The 19,361-nt window shown below is 66.2% G+C and carries 20 protein-coding genes and 5 tRNA genes; 5 read left to right on the forward strand and 20 right to left on the reverse strand.

What is annotated here, in order from left to right; all coding sequences use genetic code 11:
* Positions 1-320: 320 nt before the first annotated feature.
* The 17 genes from rplA to EO139_RS16435 all read right to left on the reverse strand — a co-directional run bounded on the left by rplA (position 321) and on the right by EO139_RS16435 (position 11,497).
* Positions 321-1,019 (reverse strand): 50S ribosomal protein L1, encoded by a 699-nt coding sequence (rplA, locus tag EO139_RS16355; protein WP_104582263.1) that lies wholly within the window; start codon positions 1,017-1,019, stop codon positions 321-323.
* Positions 1,020-1,022: 3 nt separating this feature from the next.
* Positions 1,023-1,451 carry a 50S ribosomal protein L11 gene (gene rplK, locus EO139_RS16360; RefSeq protein WP_016900682.1) on the reverse strand — a complete coding sequence of 143 codons (429 nt, stop codon included), beginning with the start codon at positions 1,449-1,451 and terminating at the stop codon, positions 1,023-1,025.
* A 200-nt stretch (positions 1,452-1,651) separates the two neighbouring features.
* Positions 1,652-2,209, reverse strand: a complete 558-nt coding sequence (gene nusG, locus EO139_RS16365) for a transcription termination/antitermination protein NusG (protein WP_016900683.1) — start codon at positions 2,207-2,209, stop codon at positions 1,652-1,654.
* A 13-nt stretch (positions 2,210-2,222) separates the two neighbouring features.
* Positions 2,223-2,633 carry a preprotein translocase subunit SecE gene (gene secE / locus EO139_RS16370; RefSeq protein WP_104560438.1) on the reverse strand — a complete coding sequence of 137 codons (411 nt, stop codon included), beginning with the start codon at positions 2,631-2,633 and terminating at the stop codon, positions 2,223-2,225.
* A 49-nt stretch (positions 2,634-2,682) separates the two neighbouring features.
* Positions 2,683-2,758 (reverse strand) — tRNA-Trp (locus EO139_RS16375).
* A 106-nt stretch (positions 2,759-2,864) separates the two neighbouring features.
* The gene (gene tuf / locus EO139_RS16380) at positions 2,865-4,055 is read right to left on the reverse strand and encodes an elongation factor Tu (RefSeq protein WP_104582262.1); all 1,191 of its coding nucleotides are present in this window, start codon (positions 4,053-4,055) and stop codon (positions 2,865-2,867) included.
* Between the two features lie 46 nt (positions 4,056-4,101).
* Positions 4,102-4,177: transfer RNA gene (locus EO139_RS16385), tRNA-Thr, on the reverse strand.
* A gap of 33 nt (positions 4,178-4,210) precedes the next feature.
* Positions 4,211-4,284 (reverse strand) — tRNA-Gly (locus EO139_RS16390).
* Positions 4,285-4,313: 29 nt separating this feature from the next.
* Positions 4,314-4,399, reverse strand: a tRNA-Tyr gene (locus EO139_RS16395).
* Between the two features lie 154 nt (positions 4,400-4,553).
* Positions 4,554-5,645 carry a redox-regulated ATPase YchF gene (gene ychF / locus EO139_RS16400; RefSeq protein ID WP_104582261.1) on the reverse strand — a complete coding sequence of 364 codons (1,092 nt, stop codon included), beginning with the start codon at positions 5,643-5,645 and terminating at the stop codon, positions 4,554-4,556.
* Positions 5,646-5,722: 77 nt separating this feature from the next.
* Positions 5,723-6,301 carry an aminoacyl-tRNA hydrolase gene (pth, locus tag EO139_RS16405; protein ID WP_126971454.1) on the reverse strand — a complete coding sequence of 193 codons (579 nt, stop codon included), beginning with the start codon at positions 6,299-6,301 and terminating at the stop codon, positions 5,723-5,725.
* A gap of 49 nt (positions 6,302-6,350) precedes the next feature.
* Positions 6,351-6,986: a 50S ribosomal protein L25/general stress protein Ctc gene (locus EO139_RS16410; RefSeq protein ID WP_104582259.1), complete on the reverse strand. Its 636-nt coding sequence runs from the start codon at positions 6,984-6,986 to the stop codon at positions 6,351-6,353.
* Positions 6,987-7,096: 110 nt separating this feature from the next.
* Positions 7,097-8,056 carry a ribose-phosphate diphosphokinase gene (locus tag EO139_RS16415; protein ID WP_104582258.1) on the reverse strand — a complete coding sequence of 320 codons (960 nt, stop codon included), beginning with the start codon at positions 8,054-8,056 and terminating at the stop codon, positions 7,097-7,099.
* Positions 8,057-8,209: 153 nt separating this feature from the next.
* Positions 8,210-8,286: transfer RNA gene (locus EO139_RS16420), tRNA-Gln, on the reverse strand.
* Between the two features lie 3 nt (positions 8,287-8,289).
* A complete protein-coding gene (gene ispE / locus EO139_RS16425) occupies positions 8,290-9,177 on the reverse strand; it encodes a 4-(cytidine 5'-diphospho)-2-C-methyl-D-erythritol kinase (protein WP_126971503.1) in 888 nt (295 codons plus the stop codon).
* Positions 9,159-9,812 carry a lipoprotein insertase outer membrane protein LolB gene (gene lolB / locus EO139_RS16430; protein ID WP_126971456.1) on the reverse strand — a complete coding sequence of 218 codons (654 nt, stop codon included), beginning with the start codon at positions 9,810-9,812 and terminating at the stop codon, positions 9,159-9,161. Before lolB ends, ispE begins: the two co-directional genes overlap by 19 nt.
* Positions 9,809-11,497, reverse strand: a complete 1,689-nt coding sequence (locus EO139_RS16435; RefSeq protein WP_126971458.1) for a tetratricopeptide repeat protein — start codon at positions 11,495-11,497, stop codon at positions 9,809-9,811. The genes lolB and EO139_RS16435 overlap by 4 nt, the downstream gene beginning before the upstream one ends.
* A 65-nt stretch (positions 11,498-11,562) precedes the next feature.
* Between EO139_RS16435 and hemA the strand changes: the two genes are divergently transcribed.
* From hemA to ppk2, 5 genes are all read left to right on the forward strand, one after another.
* Positions 11,563-12,861 carry a glutamyl-tRNA reductase gene (gene hemA, locus EO139_RS16440; protein ID WP_104582255.1) on the forward strand — a complete coding sequence of 433 codons (1,299 nt, stop codon included), beginning with the start codon at positions 11,563-11,565 and terminating at the stop codon, positions 12,859-12,861.
* Entirely contained in the window at positions 12,839-13,924 is a 1,086-nt protein-coding gene (prfA, locus tag EO139_RS16445; protein ID WP_119130812.1) for a peptide chain release factor 1, read from the forward strand. Before hemA ends, prfA begins: the two co-directional genes overlap by 23 nt.
* Positions 13,921-15,627, forward strand: coding sequence for a tetratricopeptide repeat protein (locus EO139_RS16450; RefSeq protein ID WP_126971460.1), 1,707 nt, complete (start codon positions 13,921-13,923; stop codon positions 15,625-15,627). Before prfA ends, EO139_RS16450 begins: the two co-directional genes overlap by 4 nt.
* A 397-nt stretch (positions 15,628-16,024) precedes the next feature.
* Positions 16,025-16,543 (forward strand): molybdenum cofactor biosynthesis protein B, encoded by a 519-nt coding sequence (moaB, locus tag EO139_RS16460; RefSeq protein WP_039530503.1) that lies wholly within the window; start codon positions 16,025-16,027, stop codon positions 16,541-16,543.
* A gap of 30 nt (positions 16,544-16,573) precedes the next feature.
* Positions 16,574-17,356 carry a polyphosphate kinase 2 gene (gene ppk2, locus EO139_RS16465; RefSeq protein ID WP_104582252.1) on the forward strand — a complete coding sequence of 261 codons (783 nt, stop codon included), beginning with the start codon at positions 16,574-16,576 and terminating at the stop codon, positions 17,354-17,356.
* Here the strand turns inward: ppk2 and EO139_RS16470 are convergent.
* The 3 genes from EO139_RS16470 to EO139_RS16480 form a co-directional block, all read right to left on the reverse strand.
* Entirely contained in the window at positions 17,338-18,564 is a 1,227-nt protein-coding gene (locus EO139_RS16470) for a hypothetical protein (RefSeq protein ID WP_126971462.1), read from the reverse strand. The two genes, ppk2 and EO139_RS16470, sit on opposite strands and share 19 nt — an antisense overlap.
* Before the next feature lie 84 nt (positions 18,565-18,648).
* Positions 18,649-18,915: an acylphosphatase gene (locus EO139_RS16475; RefSeq protein WP_126971464.1), complete on the reverse strand. Its 267-nt coding sequence runs from the start codon at positions 18,913-18,915 to the stop codon at positions 18,649-18,651.
* The coding region (locus EO139_RS16480) for a TlpA disulfide reductase family protein (RefSeq protein ID WP_241235975.1) at positions 18,915-19,361 on the reverse strand (447 nt) is incomplete at its 5' end. The genes EO139_RS16475 and EO139_RS16480, both read right to left, overlap by 1 nt.

A 19,361-nucleotide genomic window follows, 5' to 3' on the forward strand; every position in this document is an offset into this window, starting at 1 on the left:
GATGTCCCAGACGCGCGTAAACCAGACAGCTCCAGAAGGGCGACACCATCTACGCCGGCCGGCTCTTGCGAACCTGATTAAGCGATCCCGCTGCATCGACGGCGACTCCTTGCCAGTGCGAGCATCCGTGCCCGTCGTCGATCTGCGCTGACCGCGCCTGCGGTCTTTGACGGCTACCGCCGGACAAGCCGGCGATCGCCTTCAAAATGTCCGTTACCCCAAAGGAGGGAACGGACTCCCAGCACACGGTGACCCGGGCCGGAAAAACAATGCTGTACTCCATCGACGGGTCAGGCCCATGACAGGCCCGACCCCTCAACTCACTTCAGTGCAAGGCTCGACTGGTCGACCGTCACGCCAGGACCCATCGTCGAGCTGACCGACACCTTCTGCAGGTAGGTCCCCTTGGAGGTGGCCGGCTTGGCCTTGATCAGATCGACCAGCAGTGCCTGCAGGTTCGACTTCAGCGCTTCGTCATCGAAGCTGGCCTTGCCGATGGTGCAGTGGATGATGCCGGCCTTGTCGGTGCGGTAACGCACCTGACCCGACTTGGCATTCTTGACCGCTTCGCCCGGGTTGGCCGACACGGTGCCGACCTTCGGGTTCGGCATCAGGCCACGCGGGCCCAGCAGGGTGCCGAGCTTACCGACGACGCGCATCGCGTCCGGGGTCGCGATGACCACGTCGTAGCTCAGGTCGCCGGCCTGCATCTTCTCGGCCAGGTCGTCCATGCCCACCGCCTCGGCACCAGCGGCCAGGGCTTCGTCAGCCTTGGCGCCGGCCGGTGCGAACACCGCAACGCGCACGCTCTTGCCGGTACCGGCCGGCAGCACGGTCGAACCGCGCACCTGCTGGTCGGACTTCTTGGCGTCCACGCCCAGGCGCACGGCAACGTCGATCGACTCGACGAACTTGGCCTTGGCAACGGTCTTCAGGATCTTGATTGCGTCTTCGAAGGCATAGGTCTTGCCCGGAACGACAGCGGCCGCAATGGCCTTAACGCGCTTGCTCTGTGCCATGTCTTAGCCCTCCACCGTCAAACCCATGCTGCGGGCAGAACCCGCAATCGTGCGCACTGCCGCTTCCAGCTCGGCCGCCGTCAAATCGGCTTCCTTGACCTTGGCGATCTCTTCCAGCTGCTTGCGCGTCACCTTGCCCACCTTGTCGGTGTTGGGGCGCTTGGAACCGGAGGTCACGCCTGCGGCCTTCTTGAGCAGCACGCTGGCCGGGGTGCTCTTGGTGATGAAGGTGAAGGTACGGTCGGAATACGCGGTGATCACCACCGGCGTCGGCAGACCCGGCTCCAGCTTGGAGGTCGCTGCATTGAACGCCTTGCAGAACTCCATGATGTTCAGACCGCGCTGACCCAGTGCAGGGCCGACCGGCGGCGCAGGATTGGCCTGACCGGCCTTGACCTGCAACTTGATGTAAGCAGTTATCTTCTTTGCCATTTCGATACTCTCCGGGTGCTAGCGCCTTGACTGCAGGCTCCCCATCGGACCGGGAAATCACGTGTCCCGGCTTCACGTTTCTGACCACACGCAGATGGCTGCCATGCGGCAGCCATTGATTCCCGGCGGCTCGCCAGGTGAGCGAGCCGCGCACTATAGCAGCATTCGAGGCGGGCGCCTAGACGACGCCCAAACCGGCCTCAGCCCTTCTCGACCTGACCGAACTCGAGCTCGACCGGCGTGGAGCGACCGAAGATGAGCACGGCAACCCGCAACCGGCTCTTCTCGTAATTGACTTCTTCCACGACGCCGTTGAAGTCGTTGAACGGACCGTCGGTGACGCGCACCATCTGACCCGGCTCGAACAGCACCTTCGGACGCGGCTTCTCGACGCCATCCTGCACACGCTGCAGGATCGCATCCGCCTCTTCGTCGCGGATCGGCAACGGACGGTCGGCGGTGCCGCCGATGAAGCCCATCACCTTGGAAGTTTCCTTCACCAGGTGCCAGCTTTCATTGTCGATGCGCGGAATACCGGCTTCTTCGTGGGTCTCGATCTGCACCAGCACGTAGCCGGGGAAGAACTTGCGCTCGGACCGGCGCTTCTGGCCGGCGCGCATTTCGATGACTTCTTCGGTCGGCACCAGGACGTCGCCGAAGCGATCTTCCATTTCGGTGCGCGCGATACGGTCGCGCAATGCCTGCGCAACGGATTTTTCGAAGCCTGAATAGGCGTGAACGACATACCAACGCTTCACTGCTTGATTCTCCTCAACGAGCCAGGAACCACTGCGTGAGCTTCTGGATGACGAAGTCGAAGCCGCCCAACAGCAAACTCAGAATGATCACAACAACAATCACGACCCAGGTCGTGCGAATGGCTTCCTGGCGCGTCGGCCAGACCACCTTGCGCAACTCGAACCTGGATTCGGACATGAATTCACGGGCTTCCCGGCCCTTGCCGGTTCCCAGAAACACAAACGCACCGGCCACCAACCCCACGATCACAGCCAGCGCACGCAACTGCGGCGTCCAGGCTCCAAACTGCGTGGCACGCTCGGGTGCAGAAAACCAGAACCACACAAACAACCCCGCGATCACCAGGAGCGCGGAGATGACGTATTTCACGATATCGGCGCTGGCAGCAGACGCGCTTTTGGAAGGCTCGATTTTGCTATTCATCCGGCTCTAGTTACCGATCTGACCCGAATCGCTGGGCCGGAAAGAGGAGTGGCACGCCAGGAGGGACTCGAACCCCCAACCTGCGGTTTTGGAGACCGCTGCTCTGCCAATTGAGCTACTGGCGTATGTACTCGTTTACCGCAAACCCTAAGACAACGAAGGCGGACCGCGGTTTAGCCGGCCCGCCATTCGTTTGAATCCAGCCGCCGCAAGGCGACTGGACGCAGGCACTTACTTGACGATCTTGGCAACCACGCCGGCGCCGACGGTACGACCGCCTTCACGGATGGCGAAGCGCAGACCTTCGTCCATCGCGACCGGGTTGATCAGGGTCACGACCATCTTCACGTTGTCGCCCGGCATCACCATCTCCACGCCTTCCGGCAGCTGGCAGGCGCCAGTGATGTCGGTGGTGCGGAAGTAGAACTGCGGACGGTAGCCCTTGAAGAACGGGGTATGACGGCCACCCTCGTCCTTCGACAGCACGTAGACTTCGGCTTCGAACTCGGTATGCGGCTTGATCGAACCCGGCTTGCACAGCACCTGGCCACGCTCGACGTCGTCACGCTTGGTGCCGCGCAGCAGCAGACCGGCGTTGTCGCCTGCCTGACCCTGGTCCAGCAGCTTGCGGAACATTTCCACGCCGGTGACGGTGGTCTTCTGGGTATCACGGATACCGACGATTTCAATTTCGTCGCCAACCTTGATGATGCCGCGCTCGATACGACCGGTCACCACGGTGCCGCGGCCGGAGATCGAGAACACGTCTTCAACCGGCATCAGGAACGGGCGGTCGACGTCGCGGGTCGGCTCCGGAATGAACGAATCCAGCGCCTCGACCAGCTTCAGGATCGCCGGCACGCCGATGTCGCTCTGGTCGCCGTCCAGCGCCAGACGCGCCGAACCGTGAATGATTGGCGTGTCATCGCCCGGGAAGTCGTACTTGCTGAGCAGCTCGCGCACTTCCATCTCGACCAGCTCGAGCAGCTCGGCGTCGTCGACCATGTCGGCCTTGTTCAGGAACACGACGATGTGCGGCACACCGACCTGACGCGAGAGCAGGATGTGCTCGCGGGTCTGCGGCATCGGGCCGTCGGCGGCCGAACACACCAGGATCGCGCCGTCCATCTGCGCCGCACCGGTGATCATGTTCTTGACGTAGTCGGCGTGGCCGGGGCAATCGACGTGCGCGTAGTGACGGGTCGGGGATTCGTATTCGACGTGTGCGGTCGAAATCGTGATGCCGCGCGCCTTCTCTTCCGGCGCCGCGTCGATCGCGTCATACGCCTTGAACTCGCCACCGAAACGCTCAGCACCGATCTTGGTCAGCGCGGCTGTCAACGTGGTCTTGCCATGGTCGACGTGACCGATGGTGCCGACGTTCACGTGCGGCTTGGTGCGCTCAAATTTAGCTTTTGCCATGGGTGCGTGTCTCGGTAATCGTTTGGAGTTGAAGACGATTGAGTAATGGTGCTCACGAAAGGAATCGAACCTTCGACCTCCTCCTTACCAAGGAGGTGCTCTACCGACTGAGCTACGTGAGCGAGTTTTGCATTATGCCATGCATTTGCGTTCAATGGAGCGGGAGACGGGAATCGAACCCGCACCATCAGCTTGGAAGGCTGAGGTTCTACCGTTGAACTACTCCCGCGCCGGGAACTGCATGCCACAACGTGAAACTGGTGGAGGGAGGTGGATTCGAACCACCGAAGGCGTAAGCCAGCAGATTTACAGTCTGCCCCCGTTGGCCGCTTGGGTATCCCTCCAGCTTTTACTACCGGACCGGTGCGCGATGAAGCGAATTCGGTTCGGGGTGAAGCAGCCCGTTATTTTGTTGTGGGACGCACCCGGTGTCAACAAAAATTTTGAACTCTTCGCCACTCCCGAAAGCGCGCGAGGACCAGCGCCGCGCGCACGGGATCAGACGTTGAAACGGAAGTGCAATACGTCGCCTTCCTGCACGCGATATTCCTTGCCTTCCAGGCGCAGACGCCCGGCATCGCGCGCACCGGCTTCGCCGCGGTGCTTGATGAAGTCGTCAAAGCCGATCGTCTCGGCGCGAATGAAGCCCTTCTCGAAATCGGTATGGATCACCGCCGCGGCCTGCGGCGCGGTCGAGCCAGCCTTGACCGTCCACGCGCGCACTTCCTTGACGCCGGCCGTGAAGTAGGTCTGCAGGCCGAGCAGCTTGTAGGCGGCGCGGATGACGCGATTCAGGCCCGGCTCGTCCAACCCCAGATCGGCCAGGAAGGTGTCGCGGTCCTCGTCGTCGAGCTGCGACAGCTCTTCTTCGATCGCTGCCGAGACCGGCACCACTTCCGCACCCTCGGTCAACGCATGCTTGCGCACTGCCTCCAGGTGCGGATTGTTCTCGAAGCCGTCCTCGAGCACGTTGGCGATGTACATCACCGGCTTGAGCGTCAGCAGGAACAGGTCGCGCACCAGCGCCTTTTCATCCTCGTCCAGACCGGCTGCACGCCCGGCCTTGCCGTCGGCCAGCGCGGCCTGCAACTTGGCCAGCACCGGCTTGCGCGCCGCTGCGTCCTTGTCGCCGCCCTTGGCGCTGCGCTCGGCACGGTTGAGTGCCTTTTCCACGCTGTCCAGGTCGGCCAGCGCCAGCTCGGTATCGATGGTTTCGATATCGGCGATCGGGTCGACCTTGTTGTTGACGTGGATGACGTCGTCGTTTTCGAAGCACCGCACCACGTGGGTGATCGCATCGACCTCGCGAATGTGCGCGAGGAACTTGTTGCCCAGCCCTTCGCCGCTTGCCGCGCCCGCCACCAGGCCGGCGATGTCGACGAACTCGACCGCGGTCGGAATCAACTTCTGCGGTTTGACGATCTCAGCCAGCTGATTGAGGCGCGGGTCCGGCACCGGCACGATGCCGACATTCGGCTCGATGGTGCAGAACGGGAAATTGGCCGCAGCGATGCCCGCCTTGGTCAGCGCATTGAACAGGGTCGACTTGCCGACGTTGGGCAGGCCGACGATGCCGCATTTGATACCCATGAGTTTTCCAGTGAATGGAGAATCGGGAATCAAGAATGGCAAGAGCAGCGCTCCTCCCATTCCCGATTCCCCATTCTCTATTTTTCCGTATGCAGGCGCTTCATCGCCTCGTTGAAATTACCTTGCATTGCCAGCGGCAGCACGTCGATGGCGGCGTCCACTGCAGTCCCGATTGCCGCGTCGTCGTCGCGCCCTGCCCGTCCCAGCACCCATGGCACCACGCGGTCCTTGTGGCCGGGATGGCCGATGCCGACCCGCAGGCGGTGGAATTTGCCGTGCCCCAGCAGGCGGATGGTATCGCGCAGGCCGTTCTGGCCACCGTGGCCGCCATCGAACTTGAGCCGTGCGACGCCTGGCGCCAGATCCAGTTCGTCATGCGCAACGAGCAACTGCTCCGGCTCGATCTTCCAGAAGCGCAACGCGGCGGTGATCGATTTGCCGCTGAGATTCATGAAGGTGGCCGGCTTGAGCAGCCAGACCGGCTGGCTGGCGATCTCGACCTTGGCGGTCTCGCCGAACAACTTGGCATCCAGCCCCCAACGCGCGCCATGGCGCTGGACAAGGGCATCGACGAAACGAAACCCGGCGTTGTGCCGGGTTTGCGCGTGTTCCGGACCGGGATTCCCGAGTCCGACAATCAGGCGGAGTGCAGACATGCCAGCGACCGCGGCCGATCCCACGCAGTGCGGAGGATCGGCCAACGGCTTACTTGGTCTCGGCGCCGTCGCTGCCTTCTTCACCGGCAGCGTCTTCTTCCTCGACCCGCACGTGCTTGGCAGCAACCACCGCCACGTCGTGCTCCTTGCCCAGCTTCAGCTCCGGAATTTCCACGCCGGCCGGCAGCTTGATCTCGGACAAGTGGATCACGTTGCCCACTTCCAGGGCACCGAGGTCGACCTCGATGAACTCCGGCAGGTCCTTCGGCAGGCAGACCACCTGGACTTCGTTGAGCTCGTGGGTGACGACCACTTCGCTGGACTTGCCGGCCGGCGAGGTTGCCTCGTTGACGAAGTGCAGCGGCACAGCGGCACTGAGCTTCTCGTTGGCGCTGACGCGCTGGAAGTCGATGTGCATGATCAACTGCTTGAACGGATGGCGCTGCATGTCACGCAGCAGCACCTGCTGCACGTCGCCATTGAGGTTCAGGTCCAGGATCGAGGAGTAGAACCACTCGTTCTGCTGGGCAAGCCAGATCTGCTCGTGGTTGAGCTGGATGCTGACCGGCTCGAGTTCGCCACCGTAGACGATGGCCGGAATGACGCCAGCGTGACGCAGGCGGCGGCTCGCACCCTTCCCCTCGTCTGCGCGGCGCTCGACCTTGATTTCGTGAGTCTTTGCCATGTTGTTTCACTACCTAGATTGGAATACCGCCTCGCGGCGATGAAGCGTCTCACCCGCGACCAGGAGAGACGTGGTACCGGCACCCGCACACTGCGGGCACCGAATGGGGTTCAGTCGACGTAGAGCGAACTCACCGATTCGCCGAAGGCGATGCGGCGAATGGTCTCGGCCAGCAGTTCGGCCACGCTCAGCTGACGAATCTTGGCGCAGGTGCGCGCAGCTTCGGTCAGCGGAATCGTGTCGGTGACCACCAGCTCGTCGAGCTGCGAATTGTTGATGTTGTCCACCGCCGGGCCGGACAGCACCGGGTGGGTGATGTAGGCCACGACCTTGAGCGCGCCGCGCTGCTTCAGCGCTGCGGCGGCTGCGCACAGGGTACCGGCGGTATCGACCAGGTCGTCGACCAGCACGCAGGTCTTGCCCTGCACGTCGCCGATGATGTTCATCACCGTGGCCACATTGGCGCGCGGACGACGCTTGTCGATGATGGCCAGATCCGCATCGTCCAGGCGCTTGGCGACGGCGCGCGCGCGCACCACGCCACCCACGTCCGGCGACACCACGATCAGGTTGTCGGTGCCATAGGCGCGCCAGATGTCGGCCAGCAGCAGCGGCGAGGCGTAGACGTTGTCCACCGGCACGTCGAAGAAGCCCTGGATCTGGTCGGCGTGCAGATCGACCGTCAGCACGCGGTCGGCCTCCATCGCGCAGATCATCTTGGCGGCAACTTTGGCGGTGATCGGCACGCGCGAGGAACGCATGCGGCGGTCCTGACGCGAGTAGCCGAAGTACGGGATGACCGCAGTCACCGAGGCGGCGCTGGCGCGCTTGAGCGCGTCGATCAGCACCAGCAGCTCCATCAGGTTTTCCGCACTTGGCGCGCAGGTCGGCTGGATCACGAACACTTCCTGCCGGCGCACGCTTTCCTCGATTTCGACCTGTACCTCGCCGTCGGAAAAGCGCGTGACCAGCGCCTTGCCCATGCGAACGCCGAGCTCCTTGCAGATGCTCAGGGCAAGCGGCTTGTTGGCATTGCCGGAGAACACCAGCAGATTACGTTGGTCTTGCATGAGGTCTCTCGGGCGGCGGCGAAGAGCGTGCGGGCGATGGTTGAGCTGGACAAAGCCGACAAATGCCGGGCTTTCCTTGAATCCCCGCACATGGAGGTGCGGGCTGTTGCAGAAGGACCTGCATATACGACTGTTGCAGAGGGATCTGCATATTGGCAGGGGCGGTAGGATTCGAACCTACGAATGCCAGGATCAAAACCTGGTGCCTTGGGCCTCTTGGCGACGCCCCTGCATCAAACCTGTCTCGCGTCCAGTGCGTCGAGCAGTGGCGAGTGCGCTGCACCTTCCACGACCCACGCCCTCAGGCTGCCCGGCAACTGCGCCATGGCCTGCTCTGCAGCAGCGCGCGTGGCGAATTCGACGAAACACCCGCCCCCTGACCCGGTCAAACGCGGCGTCCCGATCCTGGACAGCGCCTGGAACACTGCCTCGATGGCGGGTTCACGGCGCCGCAGGACCGGCTCGAACGCATTGTCGAGCAGAGAACCCGAAGCGAAGTCCGCTATTTTCACGGGCGCAGCATCCCGCGTCAATTCCCGTGACTGAAATAAGGCCGGGGTGGGCACATGGATTCCCGGATCGACCAGCACATAGGACGCTGCCGGGAGGCTGATCGGCGTCAGTTGCTCGCCGACGCCCTCGGCCCAGGCATTGTGCCCGCGCACGAACACCGGCACGTCGGCACCCAGCCGCAATCCCAGCCCGGCCAGCGTATCGACCGGCAAACCCAGGCCCCACAAGGCGTTCAGCGCGACCAGCACGGTGGCGGCATCCGACGAGCCACCGCCGAAACCGCCGCCGGCGGGGATGCGCTTGTCGACCCGGATGTCGGCGCCGGCCTGCGTGCCCGCGCTGGACTGCAGCAGGCGCGCGGCACGGATCACCAGGTCATCGTCTTCCGCCACGCCGGGCAGGCTGTCGCCGCGACGCCGGATCAGCCCGTCATCGCGCAGGCGAAGATGAATGGTGTCCCCCCAGTCCAGCAGCCGGAACACGGTCTGCAGCAGGTGGTAACCATCGGCGCGGCGCCCGACGATCCGCAGGAACAGGTTGAGCTTGGCCGGCGCAGGCCACGCCGACCAGCCCGCTTGCGCCGCAGGCATCAGGGCAACACCGCCCAGTGGTCGACCAGCAGACGCACCTTGGCCTCGCCGTTGCGGGCTTCGATGCGCTGCGGCAGCTCGGGCTGGCCTTCGCCGGCCGGCGCCCAGGCGAGGAAATCGATCGTCCAGCCATCCTGCTGTACGGTCCGCGGCCGACCGGCTGCATCCAGGTCCACGCGTTCGGCGCCCGCGTCGGCGATGCGCAGCGCACGGACCCAGTCCGGCATCTGGTTGACCGGGATGGTCCAGCCGGTCGCCTCCAGCAATACCTGCTCGGCATCGGGGCCGCTGCGCGGGCCACCCTCCAGTCCTTCCAGGCGTCCGGCACCAGTGGTGGTGTCGCCGGTGAGCACCCAGCTCTGCCGGGTCACCGGCGCGCTGAGCTGCACGCGGTATTGCGCACCGTCCTGCTGCCAGTCGATACGGCCGCTCCCGCCCTGACTGCCCTTGCTGATCGCCACCCGGCCCTGGAACGACCAGTTCGGATGCGCCTGCAGCCAGGCCTGGCGCGCAGCTTCGGCCTGGCGCGCGCGCTCGGACACCTGCTCCACCACGGCCGCGCCACTGCCCTGCCCGCGCGGCACGCTGACGCAGGCCGACAGCCCGACCAGCACCAGCCCGCTCAGGGCCAGTGTTCGGATCGCCTTGCTCATAGGCCGAATTTTTCCACGGCGCGTTGCAGCGCGCGGTTGTCCGGGTCCAGACGCCGCGCTTCATCGAAGTAGCGCCGCGCTTCGTCCTGCTTGCCGCTGACCCACAGCACCTCGCCCACATGCGCGGCGATTTCCGGGTCCTTGACCAGGGCCCAGGCACGGCGCAGCTGCACCAGGGCCTCCTTGGCGCGGCCCATGCGGTACAGAACCCAGCCGTAGCTGTCGACGATGGCCGGGTTGTCCGGGTCGGCGGTGCGGGCGCGGTCGATCAACGCCAGCGCTTCCTTGTAGCGGGTGGTGCGGTCGGCCAGGGTGTAGCCCAACGCATTCAGCGCCGCCACGTTTTCCGGCTCGGCGACCAGGATCTTGCGCAGGTCGGCCTCGGCACGTGCGACATCGTCGCGGCGCTCCCAGGCCAGGCCGCGGGCGTACAGCAGGGCTCCGTCGTCCGGATAGGCGGCCAGGCCGCGCTCGAAGGCATCCAGTTCGCCCGGTGCGTCGCCGGCGCGCTGGTGCAGCTCGGCCTCGAGCACATAGGCGTCGCGACGTGCGTCGTCGTCGGCAGTGGCATCGCTCTGCAAGGCGCGGACCTCGGCCAGCGCCTCGGGCTTGCGGCCCAACTCGTACAGCGCACTGGCGGCGCGCAGACGCGCTTCGCTCAGCTGCGGGCCGCCGGGTACGCCGCGATACCACTCCACCGCCTCATCGTAGCGCTTGAGGAATTCGGCGATCTTGCCGAGCAGCAGGCGGCGGTCCGGGTCTGGCTTGGCGGCATTGCTCTTGAGCTCGCCGTACAGCGCCTCCAGCGCAGTGCGATCCTTTTCCTTGGCCAGCATGGAGGCGCGCAGCCCGTAGGTCTGGGTGTCCTGCGGCCCGGTCGACAGCACCCGCGCGGCGGCTTCGGTCTGCCCCATGGCATCGTAGGCAAAGGCCAGCGCGCCACGCAGCTCGGAATCCTTGACCGCCTGCGGCTCGACAGTCTTCAGCAGCGCCAGCGCCTCGTCGTTCTTGCCTTCCTGCTGCAGCTGGGTGGCGTGCAACAAGGCCACGCGCGGCTCCTCGGGGAAACGGCGCACCACTTCGTCGACGATGCGCTTGGCCAGCGCCGGGCGCTCCATGCGCAGGGCGAGCCGGCCAAACTCCTGCCAGGCTTCGATCTGGTTGGGAATGGCGCCGGCCTTGACCAGGTCCTCGAGCACGTCGGCCGAGGCTTCCGGCTCGCGTCCGCCATTGGCCAGGGCGATCAGGGCGAAGCGCCACCCGCGCGGGTCGGATTCCTTGAGCAGGCCGAGCAGATCACGGCGGGCGGTCCGCAAGTCGTTGCGGCGCAAGGCCAGCGAGGCTTCGGTACTGCGCATGGACATCGACGAGGGTGCGCGGGCGCGCCACAACGCCAGGGCCTCGATCGCACGCGGGTCGTCGTTGGCCAGCATGGCGATGCGGGCAGCGCGTTCGGCCAGCCCGGCGTCGCCGGCCTCGGCCTTGGCGGCGTCCAGATAGGCGCGGGCGGCCTCGTCCAGCTGCCCGGCCTGCAAGGCGAATTCGCCGGCGAGCACCGGCTCCAGCGAGGTGGTGCCGGCGCCCTTGGGCGGCGGCGCGGGCGGTGCTTTCTTGGGTACTGCGGTGGCACTGGTGGAGACTGCGACCAGCAGAAGAACACACAGGATGCGAATCGGTACAGGCATCGGGGGCAACCGGGCCGTAAAATGGGGCCCTGAATGGCCGCCAGCTTATCGCAAGCAACTGAACAATGACGTTGTGGGTGCTCGGACTGAATCACCAGACCGCACCTGTGGACCTGCGCGAACGCGCGGCGTTCGCAGGTGACGCGTTGCCGCGCGCGCTCGAATCCCTGCGCGCGTTGCCGCAGGTGCGCGAGGCCGCGTTGCTGTCCACCTGCAACCGTACCGAGCTGTATGCGATGGCCGACGACCCGCACAGCCTGGTGAGCTGGCTGGAAACCCACGCCCCTGGCTTGAGCGGCTATCTGTATCAGCATCAGGAGGAGCAGGCGGTACGCCACCTGTTCCGCGTCGCCACCGGGCTGGACTCGATGGTGCTGGGCGAGCCGCAGATCCTGGGCCAGGTGAAGGATGCCTGGGCAGTGGCGCGTGCGCACGGCGCGCTGGGAAGCGGACTGGACCGCTTGTTCCAGCAGACCTTCTCGGTGGCCAAGCGGGCACGGACCGATACCCGCGTTGGCGCCAACCCGGTGTCGGTGGCCTCCACCGCGGTGCGGCTGGCACAGGAATCCTTCGCACGGCTCAACGAATCCACCGTGCTGTTGATCGGCGCAGGCGAAACCATCGAGCTGGCCGCCAAGCATCTGAGCGAAGGCCGCGTGCGCCGCCTGTTGATCGCCAATCGCACGCTCGCCCATGCGCAGGCGCTGGCTAGCCAGCACGGCGGCTACGCACTGCCGCTGACCGATCTGGACCGCCACCTGGCCGAGGCCGACGTGGTGTTCTCGGCCACCGCCGCGCGCGAGCCGATCGTCACGCGCGCGCAGGTGGACCAGGCGCTGCGCGCGCGCAAACGCAAGCCGATGCTGCTGTTCGACCTGGCGGTGCCGCGCGACATCGAAGCCTCGGTGGCCGAGCTGGGCGATGCCTACCTGTACACCGTGGACGACCTGGAACGCGCGGTGGAAGACAACCGCCGTGGCCGCCGGGAAGCGGCCGACCAGGCCGAGGCCATCATCGACCTGCAGGTGGCACGCTATGTCGAAACGGTGCAGGCCAATGCGCGCCAGGCGCCGCTCAAGCGCTTGCGCGCGTTCGGCGACAGCACCCGTGACGAGCTGCTGGCCAAGGCGCGCCAGCAATTGCACAACGGCAAGCCGGCCGACGAGGTGCTGGAACAGCTGGCGCACGCGCTGACCAACCGGCTGCTGCATCCGCCCACCGCCGCGCTGCGCGATGCTGCGCTCAACAACGACCTGGAATTGACCAGCGCGGCCGACCGGCTGTTCCCGGAAAAGCCCGGTTACCAACATCCCCCTGTCACTACCCCGATCGCGAGGACCGATGACGCCGACCCTGCGCCGTAAGCTCGAAGCGCTGGCCGAGCGCCGCGAAGAACTGCAGCACCTGCTCTCCGACCCCGATGTGGTCAGCAACAACGACAGGTTCCGCACGCTGTCGCGCGAACTGTCGCAGCTGGAGCCGGTAGCCGTGGCCCTGGAAGACGAGGCGCGTGCCAAGGCCGACCTGAGCGCGGCCGAAGCGATGCGCAACGATCCGGAAATGCGCGAACTGGCCGAGGAGGAGATCGCCGCCGCACAGGCGCGCCTGGAAGAACTGGATGCGCAACTGGCGTTGCTGCTGGTGCCGCGCGACCCGCGCGACGACGGCAACCTGTTCCTGGAAGTGCGCGCCGGCACCGGTGGCGACGAGGCGGCGATCTTTGCCGGCGACCTGTTTCGCATGTACGCGCGCTATGCCGAGCGCCAGGGCTGGAAGGTGGAGATCGAGTCCGACAGCCCCGGCGAGCACGGCGGCTACAAGGAGGTGGTGGCACGGGTGGTCGGACGCGGCGCGTATTCGCGGTTGAAGTTCGAATCCGGCACCCACCGTGTGCAGCGCGTGCCGGCGACCGAATCGCAGGGCCGCATCCACACCTCGGCGGCCACGGTGGCGATCATTCCCGAGGCCGACGACGTGGAAGAGATCGTGATCAACCCGGCCGACCTGAAAGTGGACACCTTCCGCTCCTCCGGGGCCGGCGGCCAGCACGTCAACAAGACCGAGTCGGCGATCCGCATCACCCACGTGCCCAGCGGCGTGGTGGTGGAATGCCAGACCGAGCGCAGCCAGCACGCCAACCGCGACAAGGCGATGAAGCGGCTGAAGGCGCAATTGGTGGAAGCCGAACGCAGCAAGGCGGCCGCCGCCGAAGCGCAGACGCGCAAGTTGCAGGTTGGCAGTGGCGACCGCAGCCAGCGCATCCGCACCTACAGCTTCCCGCAGGGACGCATCACCGACCACCGCGTGGAAGGCCTGACGCTGTACGACCTGCCCAACATCATCGAAGGCGACCTGGATGCACTGATCGCACGCCTGCTCCACGAGCATCAGGCCGACGAGCTGGCACGGTTGAGCGACGGCCCGTGAGTGCGCAGGTCCCGCGCGAGCTGCTGCAGCTGCGCGAGGCGGTGCGGCGCCAGCCGGGCGATTTCGTCGCCTGGCTGATGCTGGCCGATGCCGAACTCGGCATGGGCGCGATCGTTGCGGGCGAGGCCGCGGTGCAACGCGCGCTCGCGCTGCAGCCGGGCCACCCGGAAGCCGTGGCCCGGCTTGGCCGGGTGCGTTGGACGCAGCAACGGCACGCCGAGGCGGCAGCGTTGCTGCAGCAGGCATCGGACCTGGTGCCGCAGCATCCGGGCATCGCGTTATGGCTTGGGCATGCATTGGAAGATGCGGGCCAGGCCGAAGCTGCGGCGGCCGCGTATACGCGTGCGCATCAGTTGCTGCCCGACGAGCCGTATATCACTGCGCAACTGCTCAACTGGCGGCGCCGCCTGTGCGATTGGCGCGCGCTGGACGCACTTGCTGCGCAGGTGCGCAATGCCGTGGCGCGGGGCGCTGCGGCGGTGGAACCGTTCGCCTTCCTGAGCGAGGACGCCAGCGCAGCCGAACAGCTGGCGTGTGCACGGACACGCGCGCAGACCGTCGCCGCGATGCTGCGCCCGCTGGCGCCGACTGCCGTGCGCAGCCAGGGCGCGTTGCGGCTCGGCTTCGTTTCCAACGGGTTTGGCGCGCATCCCACCGGCTTGCTGACGGTGGCGTTGTTCGAAGCGCTGAAGCGCCGGCAGCCGGCGCTGCAACTGCATTTGTTCGCCACCAGCCACGACGACCGCAGCGCGATCCGCACGCGCCTGGCGCACGCCACCACGCTGCACGATGTCACCACGCTCGGGCACCTGGCCACCGCGCAGCACATCCGCGACCAGGGCATCGATCTGCTGTTCGACCTGCGCGGCTGGGGTGGCGGCGGGCGCCCGGAAGTGTTCGCGCTGCGGCCGGCGCCGGTGCAGCTGAACTGGTTGGCCTACCCGGGCACATCGGGCGCGCCGTGGATGGACTACGTGCTGGGAGATGCCTTTGCGCTGCCGCCGTCGCTGGAGCCGTTCTATCGCGAGCGCGTGCTGCGCCTGAACGGTGCGTTCCAGCCGTCGGATACCTCGCGCGTGGTCGCCGAACCACCATCGCGGGCGCAGTGCGGCTTGCCCGAGCATGGCGTGGTGCTGTGCTGCTTCAACAATAGCTACAAGCTCAATCCACGCAGCATGGCGCGCATGCTGGCGGTGTTGCGTGCGGTGCCGGGCAGCGTGCTGTGGCTGTTGTCCGGGCCGGGCGAGGCCGACGCGCGCCTGCGTGCGGTGGCGCAGGCGCAAGGCGTGGATGCGCAGCGCCTGGTGTTCATGCCGAAGCTGCCGCATGCGCAGTATCTGGCGCGCTACCGGCATGCCGACCTGTTCCTGGATACGCATCCGTACAACGCGCACACCACCGCCTCGGATGCGTTATGGGCGGGTTGCCCGGTGCTGACGACGCCCGGCGAGACGTTTGCCGCGCGCGTGGCCGGCAGTCTGAATCATCACCTGGGGCTGGATGAGATGAATGTGGCCGACGACGCCGCGTTTGTGGCCAAGGCGGCGGCGTTGGCGAGTGATCCAGCGGCATTGAGTGCGTTGCGTGCGCGGGTGGCGGAGCGTCGGCGCGAGTCGGGCGTGTTCGATATGGATGGATTTGCCGACGGGTTCGCCGACCTGATGCAAGCACTCGCGCGCCAACATGGTTGGCCAGGTAACTAGCGGCCTGCTTGCCTTTCCAAGGTAGATGGCTGTCTTCTGCTGTACCCCAATCCAACTCCCGCTCCGTGCCCCGGCCCGCGCTTGCGGCGCGGGCGCTCCAAGGCACGCGCGCCCAGCTGTGCCTCCTCGCCCTTGCGGGAGAGGTGCTTAAAAGCGTCATTGAATTTCTTCGATACCTTTTCAGGTCATGGAAACAACGTGCAGAGCGGCAGCGTGGCCGGGGATTGGCGGAGAGCGGCACACGGATGTGCCGCGGCGGCGAGTCAGACAGGACGTCTGCCGAGCCGAGGAGCCGATTCCCGGCCGCGCTGCCGCCCTGACCGAAGCCAGCAGCTGGGTTTTGCGGCTTCACGCCGTGGTGCTGTACCCGCGCGTCCCGGCTCGCTAGGCTTGGGGCATGCCTTCCAATCTCGACTTCATTCCCTTGCACCTGTGCGTGCTGACGGTGTCCGACAGCCGCACGCTGGCCGATGATCGCTCCGGCGACTATCTGGTCGATGCCCTGACTCACGATGGTCACGTGCTGCACGAGCGCGCCCTGTGTCCGGACGACCGTTACCGCATGCGCGCGATCGTCTCCGCGTGGATCGCCGATGCGCAGGTCGACGGCATCCTGATCACCGGCGGCACCGGCTTTACCGGCCGTGACAGCACGCCGGAGGCAATCACGCCATTGCTGGACAAGACCATGCCCGGTTTCGGCGAATTGTTCCGCGCGGTCAGCGTCGACGAAATCGGCACCTCTTCGCTGCAGTCGCGCGCGTTTGCGGGGCTGGCCAACCACAGCTTCGTGTTCTGCCTGCCCGGCTCCACCTCGGCCTGCCGCACGGCCTGGGAAAAGATCGTGCGTGCGCAGCTTGATGCACGTACCAAGCCCTGCAATCTGGCGACACTGCGTCCACGCCTGGGCGAATAGCCTGCGCGCTTCACCGCTGTCGGAACGCGCATGTCGCACCTGAAACGCAAGGCCTACAAGAAGCTGTTGGCACCGCTGCAGCTGGAACTGGTCAACATGGCCCGCTGGCTGCGCCACACCAACCAGCGCGCGCTGGTGCTGGTGGAAGGCCGCGACACCGCCGGCAAGGGCGGCGTGATCCAGGCCATCGCCAGCCATCTGAACCCGCGCCAGTGCCGGGTGGTGGCATTGCCGACACCCAACGACCGCGAAAGCACGCAATGGTATTTCCAGCGCTATGTGGCGCACCTGCCCGCGGCGGGCGAGTTGGTGCTGATGGATCGCAGCTGGTACAACCGCGCCGGCGTGGAACGGGTGATGGGCTATTGCACCGACGCCCAGTACGAAGCGTTCCTCGATCAGGCGCCGCGTTTTGAACAACTTCTGGTCGACGACGGCATCCTGCTGTTCAAGTACTGGCTGTGCGTGGACCAGGCCGAGCAGGAACAGCGCTTTGCCGAACGCCAGGAAGATCCGCTCAAGGGCTGGAAGTTGTCGCCGGTGGACCTGCAGTCACGCAGCAAGTACGAGGACTACACCGCCGCGCGCGAGCGCATGCTAGAGGTGACGCATACGCCGGACGCGCCGTGGACGTTGGTGGATTTCAACGACCAGAAGCGGGGCCGACTGAGTCTGATTCGTAACCTGCTGGATCGGCTCCCGGACATCGCGGTGCCCGATGACACGCTGCAGCTGCCACCGCTGGATGGCAAGCCGCACAAGGAGCGTTACGGAGTACTGGAACCGATCGACGATTACGCCGGCCAGTCCTGAGAGATCTCGTCGCTGGCCGTGGCGCGCGGCAGGGGATACAGGCCGGACTGGCGTTCGGCCTGTTCGGCCTGCAAGACCAGCTGGCTCAGGCGCTGACTGAACAGCTGCATGAACCCGCGGTGTAGCGGGCGCATCGCTTCGATGTAATCCACATCGTCGGCCTGCGGACCGAGCGGGCTGCAGGACGAGAGCAGCACTTCGTCCAGGCGCAGCGCGCTGTCGGGCAGACGCACCAGCGCAGCGCGGCGCAACCAGTCGCGCATGCCCTGGCGGTACTCGGCGGCCAGGATGTAGGCAACTTCGACCTGATCCAGGTCCACGTCCGGATTCCACGCCAGCACCTGGATGACCTGCGAGCGCTCGTCCAGCATGCGGCTTTCGGCAACCAGGCCGTGCAATTGCTGCAGCAGACGCCATTGGACGCCGGCGGCTTCGCGTTGCGGGGCCGGCAGGCTCTCGATCGCCAGCGCCAGGCGGCGGGCGAACAGTGCAGGCACCTCGGCCAGGACGACCGGACCGGCATCGGCGCCGAGCAGGAAACGTTCGGTGCGCAGCGTGGCGGTGTCGGGCAGGTAGCCGTCCTGCAGCGGCCGCATCACGCCATGGTCGAGCAGCGACAGCACCACATCCAGCCAGTAGCGACGCTCCTGTTGCAGTGCGCGGTTGGCGGTGGCGTTCTGCCAGGCCGGACGGACATCGTCCAGACGCGCGATGCAGGCCTGGGCATCGAGGTTGTCCCAGGGCGCACGGGTGGCGTCATTGGGATCGAAATTTTCCACGCTGAGCATGCCGCCGCCGAAACGGTGCCAGGCTGCGCCGCGCTTGGTGCCGGCAGGATCGGGCTTGGACGCGGTCATCGGCGCGGCGGTGGCCGGGCGCAACAGGGCAGCATAGGCATCTGCCCAGGAATCGGGCAGACGCGCCGACAGCGGATAGCCAGCCGCCGACGGGCCCAGGCCGCGACGAGCAAGTTTCAGGCTCCACAGCACCGCACCGATCGCGATGCCGCCGAAGATCCAGGCCAGCAGCCAGCTGGTGGCCGCCTGCCCAGGCTGCAGCACACGGGTCTGCGGCTGCAGGAACAACAACCAGCCGCTGCCCGACAGGACCCCCAGGTACAGCCATGGCGCAAGCTGCGCCAGGCGGCGGTTGCGGTGGTGTGCCGGCAGTTCATGCCCGTCGGTGTGATCTTGAGATGGAGCGGCCATATAGTTCCCCTGCGCGCCTGATCGCGCTGACAAGGTTATCGGCGACGCATCGCAAGTCTGTTGGCCTGCGCCGGCGGCAGCGACTCAGCCAGTTACACATTCTTCAGTCGGCGGCTGCGCGCAGGGCATGCGTGTCACCGCCGCGACCCGGGCCGCCGGCGGGCCTTGCCATAACCAGGTCTCCAGCGCATCCAGGGCGGCGTCGGTCCCGGCGGCGACCACCTCCACACTGCCGTCGGGCAGGTTGCGCGCGTGTCCACGCAGGCCCAGCGCAACCGCGCGCTCGCGGGTGGCCGCGCGGAACCACACACCCTGCACCACGCCGGTGACGATAAAGTGCGCCGCCTGCATCAACCGGCCTTGCCGGTGATGCCGACCGCCGTTTCGATGTCGCGCGCGGTGACCGGGCCGAGGAACTGCTTGGCGACCTTGCCGTCCGGACCGATCAGATACGTCATCGGCAACCCGCGCGGCGTGGCGAAGTCCTGGGGCGGCTGGTAGGGGTCGAGGACGGCGATCGGGTACGACACCGGGTGGTCCTTCAGGAACGCCTGCATGTCGGCGCTGCTGATGTCTTCATAGGCCAGGCCCACCACTTCGATGGTGTCGCGCATGGTGTGCAGCGCCGACAGCTCGGGCATCTCCTTCAGGCACGGCGCGCACCAGGTGGCCCAGAAATTGACCACCACCCACTTGCCGCGATGCGCGGTCAGGTCGTAGGCCTCGCCGGTCACGGTCGGCAGCGACAGCTTGGGCATCTCGGCGGTCTGCTGCACCACCGAGGAGTCGCTCGCGCC

Origin of the sequence: Xanthomonas sp. BRIP62411 (assembly GCF_003993525.1) — a bacterium.
GTDB lineage: Bacteria > Pseudomonadota > Gammaproteobacteria > Xanthomonadales > Xanthomonadaceae > Xanthomonas > Xanthomonas euroxanthea.